At 61.8% G+C, this 7986-nt stretch carries 9 protein-coding genes; 5 read left to right on the top strand and 4 right to left on the bottom strand.

Features of this window, described 5'->3' with window-relative positions; all coding sequences use genetic code 11:
* Nucleotides 1-84 precede the first annotated feature (84 nt).
* The 5 genes from HX873_RS11960 (at nucleotide 85) to HX873_RS11940 (ending at nucleotide 3795) form a co-directional block, all read left to right on the top strand.
* Entirely contained in the window at nucleotides 85-864 is a 780-nt protein-coding gene (locus HX873_RS11960; RefSeq protein WP_003212870.1) for an ABC transporter substrate-binding protein, read from the top strand.
* A 160-nt stretch (nucleotides 865-1024) separates the two neighbouring features.
* Entirely contained in the window at nucleotides 1025-1726 is a 702-nt protein-coding gene (locus tag HX873_RS11955; RefSeq protein WP_008434488.1) for an ABC transporter permease, read from the top strand.
* Nucleotides 1723-2436, top strand: coding sequence for an ABC transporter permease (locus HX873_RS11950; protein ID WP_008434490.1), 714 nt, complete (start codon nucleotides 1723-1725; stop codon nucleotides 2434-2436). Before HX873_RS11955 ends, HX873_RS11950 begins: the two co-directional genes overlap by 4 nt.
* Before the next feature lie 3 nt (nucleotides 2437-2439).
* Nucleotides 2440-3285: an ABC transporter ATP-binding protein gene (locus HX873_RS11945; protein WP_256349626.1), complete on the top strand. Its 846-nt coding sequence runs from the start codon at nucleotides 2440-2442 to the stop codon at nucleotides 3283-3285.
* A 12-nt stretch (nucleotides 3286-3297) separates the two neighbouring features.
* The gene (locus HX873_RS11940) at nucleotides 3298-3795 is read left to right on the top strand and encodes an Lrp/AsnC family transcriptional regulator (protein WP_003208571.1); all 498 of its coding nucleotides are present in this window, start codon (nucleotides 3298-3300) and stop codon (nucleotides 3793-3795) included.
* Between the two features lie 119 nt (nucleotides 3796-3914).
* Here the strand turns inward: HX873_RS11940 and HX873_RS11935 are convergent, their stop codons facing one another.
* From HX873_RS11935 to HX873_RS11920, 4 genes are all read right to left on the bottom strand, one after another.
* Entirely contained in the window at nucleotides 3915-4748 is an 834-nt protein-coding gene (locus HX873_RS11935) for a TIGR03915 family putative DNA repair protein (protein WP_003208569.1), read from the bottom strand.
* The gene (locus HX873_RS11930) at nucleotides 4745-5965 is read right to left on the bottom strand and encodes a putative DNA modification/repair radical SAM protein (RefSeq protein ID WP_003208568.1); all 1221 of its coding nucleotides are present in this window, start codon (nucleotides 5963-5965) and stop codon (nucleotides 4745-4747) included. Before HX873_RS11930 ends, HX873_RS11935 begins: the two co-directional genes overlap by 4 nt.
* Before the next feature lie 68 nt (nucleotides 5966-6033).
* A complete protein-coding gene (locus HX873_RS11925; protein ID WP_177041542.1) occupies nucleotides 6034-7371 on the bottom strand; it encodes a lysine N(6)-hydroxylase/L-ornithine N(5)-oxygenase family protein in 1338 nt (445 codons plus the stop codon).
* Nucleotides 7372-7498: 127 nt separating this feature from the next.
* Complete coding sequence (locus HX873_RS11920) at nucleotides 7499-7981, bottom strand: sigma-70 family RNA polymerase sigma factor (protein WP_032899291.1); 483 nt, start codon at nucleotides 7979-7981, stop codon at nucleotides 7499-7501.
* Nucleotides 7982-7986: the final 5 nt, after the last annotated feature.

The following is a 7986-nucleotide window of genomic DNA, read 5'->3' as shown; positions in this document are numbered from 1 at the left end:
GCTCCCTCGCCACAAAAGCCAGCTCGCCTTAGCTTTCAACTTTTCTACTGCCCTGACATCAATTACAAAATATAGGGAATACACATGACTCCGCTCCGATCACTTTTCGCTGCGCTGCTCCTGCCATTGGCCGCAACCGCTGCCCAGGCTCAGGAATGGAAAGAAATCCGCTTTGGGGTTTTCCCCGAATACCCACCGTTTGAATCCGTCGCCGCCGACGGCAGCCTGCAAGGTTTCGATATCGACCTGGGCAACGCCATCTGCGCCAAGCTGGAAGTCAAATGCGTGTGGGTCCACAACGAATTCGACGGCATGATCCCGGCCCTGCGCGCCCGCAAGTTCGACGCCATCATGTCCTCCATGGCCGTGACCCCGGCCCGCCAGAAAGTCATCGACTTCAGCGACCGGCTGTTCCTCAGCCCGACCTCGGTGATCACCCGCAAAAGCGCCGACTTCGGCGACACCCCCGAATCCCTGAAAGGCAAACAGGTCGGCGTGCTGCAAGGCTCGCTGCAGGAAGCCTACGCCCGTGCGCACCTGGCCAAGCTCGGCGCGCAGATCAAGGCGTACCAGTCCCAGGAACAGAACTACGCCGACCTGCAAAACGGTCGCCTCGACGCCACCCTGACCGACAAGCTTGAAGCCCAGCTCAACTTCCTGTCCAAACCTGAAGGCGCCGACTTCAAGACCGGCCCGGCCTTCAAGGATCCGACCCTGCCGCTCGACATCGCCATGGGCCTGCGCAAGAACGACAAGGACCTGGTGGAGCTGATCAACAAAGGCATCGCCGCCGTCCAGGCCGATGGCACCTACACACAGATCCAGAAGAAATACTTCGGCGATCAGGATATCTACAACGAGTGACGCCTCCTGTGGGAGCGAGCTTGTGTGGGAGCGGGCTTGCTCGCGAAAGCGGTGGGTCAGTCACACATGTATTGACTGAAACTCTGTCTTCGCGAGCAAGCCCGCTCCCACACAAGCTCGCTCCCACCGTAAAACTCTGCGCTCCATCGAGATACTTCCCATGAATGAACTCCTCAACTTGCAAGGCTTCGGCCCGCTGCTGGCCCAGGGTGCCTGGATGACGGTCAAGCTGGCGTTCCTGGCGCTGCTGCTGAGCCTGTCCCTGGGACTGCTCGCCGCCGCCGCCAAGCTCTCCAGCGTCAAGCTGCTGCGGGTTCCGGCCACGCTCTACACCACGCTGATTCGCAGCGTGCCGGACCTGGTGCTGATCCTGCTGATTTTCTACAGCCTGCAACTGTGGCTGAACGACCTGAGTGAAATGCTCGGCTGGGCCTACTTCGAAATCGACCCGTTCACCGCCGGTGTCATCACCCTCGGTTTTATCTACGGTGCGTATTTCACCGAAAACTTTCGCGGGGCGATTCTCAGCGTGCCCGCCGGCCAACTCGAAGCCGCCACCGCCTACGGCCTGAGCCGCTGGCAGCGCTTTCGCCTGGTGCTGTTCCCGCAACTGATGCGCTTTGCCCTGCCGGGCCTGGGCAACAACTGGCTGGTGCTGCTCAAGTCCACCGCGCTGGTGTCGATCATCGGCCTGTCAGACCTGGTCAAGGCCGCACAAAACGCCGGCAAGACCACCAATGACCCGCTGTATTTCCTGATCCTCGCGGGCCTGGTGTACCTGGTGATCACCACCCTCTCCAACCGCATCTTCAAACGCCTGGAACGGCGCTACAACGTGGGCATCAAGGGGATGGTGCGATGATCGAACTGATCCAGCAATACGGCCTGGCCTACCTGTTCACCGACGGTAACGGCTTTTCCGGGGTGGCGATGACCCTGTGGCTCTTCATTATCTCGGTGGTGCTGGGCTTCTTTCTGTCGATCCCGCTGGCGATCGCGCGGGTCTCGGAACACTTCTGGATTCGCTGGCCAGTGGAGGTCTACACCTACCTGTTTCGCGGCACGCCGCTGTATATCCAGTTGCTGATTTGCTACACCGGCCTCTACGGCCTGGACGTGGTGCAGGACAACGCCCTGCTCAACCAGTTTTTTCGCAATGCACTGAACTGCACGCTGCTGGCGTTTGTATTGAACACGTGCGCCTACACCGTGGAAATCTTTGCCGGGGCGATTCGCAACATCCCCCACGGCGAGATCGAAGCCGCCAAGGCCTACGGCCTGCATGGCTGGCGCCTGAACCTGTTTGTGGTAGTGCCCGCCGCACTGCGTCGCGCACTGCCGGCCTACAGCAATGAAATGATCCTGATGCTGCACGCCACGTCCCTGGCGTTCACCGCCACCATTGCCGACATCCTCAAGGTGGCCCGCGACGCCAACGCCGAGACGTTCCTGACGTTCCAGGCCTTCGGCATCGCTGCCCTGTTGTACATGCTGCTGTCCTTTGCACTGGTGGGCCTGTTTCGACTGGCCGAACGTCGCTGGATGCGTTTTCTTGTTCCTACCCGAGGCTAACCCATGAATCAGTCCGCGCAGGCCCTGGCCGCTTATCCCACCGATGTACGCCCCGCTACCCAGCCGGTCGCCGTGGCCGAAAACGCCAACGTCAAACTCCAGGTCGAAGGCCTGCACAAACGCTATGGCGAGCATGAGGTGCTCAAGGGCGTTTCACTGAACGCGCGCAACGGCGACGTGATCAGCCTGATCGGCGCCAGCGGCTCCGGCAAGAGCACGATGCTGCGATGCATCAACTTCCTCGAACAGCCGGACGCCGGGGTTATCACCCTCGATGGCATCAGCATCGAAATGCAGCAAGGCCGCGCCGGCACGCGCGCGCCGCACCAGGCGCAATTGCAGAACCTGCGCACCCGCCTGGCCATGGTGTTCCAGCACTTCAACCTGTGGAGCCACATGACCGTGCTGGAAAACATCACCATGGCGCCGCGCCGGGTGCTGGGGGTGAGCGCCGCCGAGGCGGCAAAACGCGCACGCCTGTACCTCGACAAGGTCGGCCTGCCGGGCCGGGTGGCGGACCAATACCCGGCATTCCTCTCCGGCGGCCAGCAACAGCGCGTGGCCATCGCCCGGGCCCTGGCGATGGAACCGGAGATCATTCTGTTCGACGAACCCACTTCGGCCCTCGACCCTGAACTTGTAGGAGAAGTGCTCAAAGTCATACAGACGTTGGCGGAGGAAGGTCGTACCATGCTCATGGTCACCCACGAAATGGGCTTTGCCCGCCAGGTGTCCAGCCAAGTGCTGTTCCTGCATCAGGGCCGCGTCGAGGAACAAGGCGCAGCGGATATCCTCGACCAGCCGAACAGCGAACGCTTGCAGCAATTTCTTTCCAACCGATTGAAGTGAACACCACACACCATGGATACCAAGGCCACCGGACCGAACGCCTCACCTGTGCTGGACCGCATCGATGAAGCCATCATCGACGTGTTACGGCACCAGGGACGCATCACCTACGAAAAACTCTCGTCGCTGGTGCACCTGACGCCCAGGCCGTGCCTGGAACGGGTACGCAAGCTGGAACGACGCGGGGTCATCCGGGGTTATGGGGCGATCATCGACGTGCAGATGGTCTCGCCGGGGCTGTCACTGCTGGTGCTGGTGGCCCTCTCCAACCAGAGCGGGCGCTCGGCGCAGAAGGCGTTCGAGGCATGTGTCAAAGCCTGCCCGCAAGTGTTCGAGTGCCAGTTGATCAGCGGGCCGTTCGACTACAGCCTGCGCATGCGCTGCCGGGACATGGAGCACTACCGCGTGCTGACGGAAACCTGGCTGAACAATGATGAATTGCACATCGATAAATTGGTGGCGCATCCCGAGCTGGCGGTCGTAAAAAACACCGCCACCGAACTGGCCTGAATCCGCCCCTACAGGCAATAGAGATCAAATGTGGGAGCGGGCTTGCTCGCGAATGCGGTGTATCAGTCGCTGGATGTGCTGCTGACACACCGCATTCGCGAGCAAGCCCGCTCCCACATTTAACCGTGCCCGCTTGAAATTCGCTTGCCTGGACGCGCCCCAATCATCTTCGCCTGCCCATCCCGCTGCTTGCCCGTACGCGCCTCGCTGATCAACCCCGGAATCAACTTGCCCTCCGGCAGATTCTTCCAGAACCGGCTCGGCAAATGCCCTTCCATCACCTTCGGATTCAACCGCGCCGGGTTAAAGATATGGCTGTAGTACGTCAACCACATCGCACTGTGGGGATCCTCGACATTCTGCGCCAAAGCCTGCCATTCCACTGGGCATTGCCGCTGGTGAATCAACTGCTCCCCGTCGTAATAAACCCCATCCAGGGGCGTGGCGATCATCCAGCGATGACGCCCCATGCGCCCGACAAAATGCTGGCTGGCCACCTTCAAGATATCGTGGGCCGGCTCATGCCACGCCACGTACTCCGGCAACTGCGGCCCCGCCTCTGCCGGCAATGCGATAAACCGCACAAACGCATGCAGGTGATGGGCCTCGCGCTGCACCTGCTTGATCCGCCGCTGCAATTCGCTGCCCAGCTTGTCCCCCGACATCATCGCCGTGCGGTCCCCATGGCTGACGCGCCACAGCACCTCATACAACAGGCTCCAGCGCTGTTCACCGTGATAACACGCGGCAGACTCCAGCAGCTCCAGCAGCGCCTTGGGAATCCGCGCCTGGAACGGCCCGCACTCGGCCGGGTACTGCTCGTCGGTGGCAAACAGGTCCGCCACCTCGGCCACGCCCCAACTCACGTGGCTGGGGTCGATCTGATGGCTGAGCAACCAGCGCGCCTGCTCGCGCCAGGTGCTGAACAGGTTGTCGCATTCCAGGCTGATCATCCCCACAGCCCCATTTGCTGCGGCTGCGGGCGGTCGCGCAGTTGTTCGCGCAGCAGCACGCTGGTGCTTTCCGCTTGCTGCGGGTGGTAGTCGCTGGTGATGAAAAACGGCTTGGCCTTGGTCAGCACACACCGCATGCGCGCCAGGTCTTCGAAGCGGATCTTGCGCTGGCGACGCAGGTCCACCAGCCGCTGGGTGGTGCGCAGGCCAATTCCGGGAATGCGCGCAATAAGCGTCGGCTCGGCCCGGTTCAAGTCCAGCGGGAACACCTCGCGGTGCTCCAGCGCCCAGGCCAGCTTGGGGTCGATATCCAGGGCCAGGTCGCCCGGCCCTTCAAACAGTTCATTGGCGCTGAACCCGTAGCTGCGCAACAGGAAATCCGCCTGGTACAAGCGGTGCTCGCGCATCAGCGGCGGCGCGGCCAGGGGCACGCTTTTCGGGCTGTTGGGGATCGGGCTGAACGCCGAGTAATACACCCGGCGCAGTTTGAAATTGCCGTACAACGCCTCGGCGCTGTGGAGGATGGTGCTGTCGTCGGTGTCATCGGCGCCGACGATCATCTGCGTGCTCTGCCCGGCCGGCGCGAAACGCGGCGCGCGGGGTTCGTTGAGCACGGTCTGCTCACCGGTATAGATGGTTTGCATGGCCTGCTTGATCGAGACGATCTGCTTCTCGGGCGCCAGGGTTTGCAGGCTCTTGTCCGTTGGCAACTCGATATTCACGCTGAGGCGATCGGCATACCGCCCCGCCTCGGCAATCAGTGCCGGGTCGGCTTCGGGAATGGTCTTGAGGTGGATGTAGCCGCGAAAGTCATGCTCTTCGCGCAGGAGTTTGGCGACCCGCACCAGCTGCTCCATGGTGTAGTCGGCCGAACGGATGATGCCGGAGCTGAGAAACAGCCCGCTGACGCAGTTGCGCCGGTAAAAGTCGAGGGTCAGGGTCACCACCTCCTCCGGGCTGAAGCGTGCACGGGGCACGTCGCTGGAGCGGCGGTTGACGCAGTATTGGCAGTCGTAGAGGCAGAAGTTGGTCAGCAGCACCTTGAGCAACGACACGCAGCGACCGTCGGGCGTGTAGCTGTGGCAGATGCCCATGCCATCGGTGGAACCCAGCCCCGCCTTGCCTTCCGAGCTGCGCTTGGGCGCACCGCTGCTGGCGCAGGACGCGTCGTACTTGGCGGCGTCGGCGAGGATGCTGAGTTTTTCGATCAACTGCATGGGGCTTCTACCGATACTGGTTTTTTGTACAGTATCAGCAGCCGCCCCCGCGGTTCAAGTGCAGCCTGTCAGCTGGCGGTGGCCAGCAACACGTCCTGCACCGAACGGCTCTTGCCGCGGCTGCGGTCGTACTCGTACAGCGACGCGGCAATCTCGTCGGCACGGATCGGCAGGATCGACAGCAAGGTATCGCTCAGGCCATGGCTGGCCTGGCTGAAGCCCTGCATGTAGATGCCGGCCTTGCAGCGCTCGTCGGTGACGATGCGGTAGTCGCGGCTGACTTCAAAGTCGCCCATATAGTCGGCCAACGGTGCGAGCAACTGACGATGCATCTGGCGCTCGTAACCGGTGGCCAGTACGACGGCATCGTAATGGTTGAGGCTGGTTTCGCCGGTGGCGTTGTTGCGCAGCGCCAACTCCACACCCAGCGGCCCGGCCGTGGCTTTTTCCACGGTGGTCAGGGTACGGAACGCGTGACGGGCAATGCCGGAAACTTTCTGGCGGTAGAAGATCCCGTAGATGCGCTCGATCAGGTCCAGGTCCACCACCGAATAGTTGGTGTTGTGGTACTCGTTGACCAGGCGCTCGCGTTCGCTGCCGTTCTGCTGGAACACCAGGTCGGTGAACTCCGGCGAGAACACTTCGTTGACGAACGGGCTGTCATCCGCAGGCTTGAGGGCCGAGCCGCGCAGGATCATGTCGACCTGCACCGACGGGAAGCTGTCGTTGAGGTCGATAAACGCCTCGGCTGCGCTCTGGCCACCACCGATGATCGCGATGCGCATCGGCTTGCCGTCGACACACGGTTGCTGAGCCATGCGTTCCAGGTACTGGGAGTGATGGAACACCCGACCGTCATCCTTGAGCGCCTTGAACGACGCCGGAATACGCGGCGTACCACCGGCGCTGACCACCACCGAGCGGGTGGTGCGCACGTGCTGTTCACCCTGGGCGTCCCGGGAAATCACCCGCAGCGCCTCTACCTGCTGCTGATGCAGGATCGGCTCGATGGCCAGCACTTCCTCGCCGTAGCGGCTTTGCGCCTGGAACTGCCCGGAGACCCAGCGCAGGTAGTCGTTGTACTCCATGCGGCACGGATAGAAGGTACCCAGGTTGATGAAATCCACCAGGCGCCCGTGGGCCTTCAGGTAATTGACGAAGGAATAAGGGCTGGTGGGATTGCGCAGGGTCACCAGGTCCTTGAGGAAGGAAATCTGCAATTCACTCTGGGTGACCAGGGTGTTGCCGTGCCAGCGGTAGTCGGCCTGTTTGTCGAGGAACAGCACGTCCAGTTTGCCCTGGGCTTTCTCGCGTTCCTGCAGGGCGATGGCCAGCGCCAGGTTCGAAGGGCCGAACCCGATACCGATCAGGTCGTGAACGGCGGGCGATGCAATTGCCTGTGTCATTCCAGTGTCCTCTGGATAAGCCCCGTGGCAGTGGGGCGGGAAAGCCTCAGAGACCTGAAGGCACAGCAACAGGTCGTGTGTTGATAGGAGACGAGGACAATGAAATAAAATTTAGCTAACGCTGGAATCAGTGCGCATCCCACTCACGCATGCGCGCCCGGCAATGCTTCATGGCATTGACGATGTGTTTTTCCACCAGCGCGCGGGAAATACCCAGGCGCTCGGCGATTTGCAGGTGGGACAGGCCGTCGAGCTTGCGCAACAGGAAACTGTCACGGCAGAGCGCCGGCAGCTCGGCCAGCGCGCGCTCAAGCATTTCCAGGCGCTGGCCGTGGTCCAGGCAGTGATGGGGCGAAGACAGCGAAAAACGCTCCTCGCTGTCGAGTACTTCCAGGGGTTCATCCTGGCGCAGGGCGTTGCGCCGATGACCGTCGATCACCAGGTTCAGCGCCGTGCGATAGAGAAACGCCCGGGGCTGCTCGATCGGGACCTCACTGGCACGCCCCAGCACCCGCACATAAGCGTCATGCACCACATCTTCGGCCACCTGACGGTTGCCCAGCTTGGCGTTGAGGAAACACACCAGCTCGCGATAGTAGTTTTCCAACATGACTC

Source organism: Pseudomonas sp. P7758, assembly GCF_013386485.1.
Lineage (GTDB): Bacteria > Pseudomonadota > Gammaproteobacteria > Pseudomonadales > Pseudomonadaceae > Aquipseudomonas.
The sequence above is the reverse complement of the archived record's forward strand: the minus strand, read 5'-3'. Positions and strand labels throughout refer to the sequence as shown.

What these genes read in the sequence shown, in the direction of transcription:
- HX873_RS11945 (WP_256349626.1), top strand. Translation starts at nt 2,440, where the DNA reads ATGAATCAGTCCGCGCAGGCCCTGGCCGCTTATCCCACCGATGTACGC.
- HX873_RS11925 (WP_177041542.1), bottom strand. Translation starts at nt 7,371, where the DNA reads ATGACACAGGCAATTGCATCGCCCGCCGTTCACGACCTGATCGGTATC.
- HX873_RS11940 (WP_003208571.1), top strand. Translation starts at nt 3,298, where the DNA reads ATGGATACCAAGGCCACCGGACCGAACGCCTCACCTGTGCTGGACCGC.
- HX873_RS11920 (WP_032899291.1), bottom strand. Translation starts at nt 7,981, where the DNA reads ATGTTGGAAAACTACTATCGCGAGCTGGTGTGTTTCCTCAACGCCAAG.
- HX873_RS11935 (WP_003208569.1), bottom strand. Translation starts at nt 4,748, where the DNA reads ATGATCAGCCTGGAATGCGACAACCTGTTCAGCACCTGGCGCGAGCAG.
- HX873_RS11955 (WP_008434488.1), top strand. Translation starts at nt 1,025, where the DNA reads ATGAATGAACTCCTCAACTTGCAAGGCTTCGGCCCGCTGCTGGCCCAG.
- HX873_RS11960 (WP_003212870.1), top strand. Translation starts at nt 85, where the DNA reads ATGACTCCGCTCCGATCACTTTTCGCTGCGCTGCTCCTGCCATTGGCC.
- HX873_RS11930 (WP_003208568.1), bottom strand. Translation starts at nt 5,965, where the DNA reads ATGCAGTTGATCGAAAAACTCAGCATCCTCGCCGACGCCGCCAAGTAC.
- HX873_RS11950 (WP_008434490.1), top strand. Translation starts at nt 1,723, where the DNA reads ATGATCGAACTGATCCAGCAATACGGCCTGGCCTACCTGTTCACCGAC.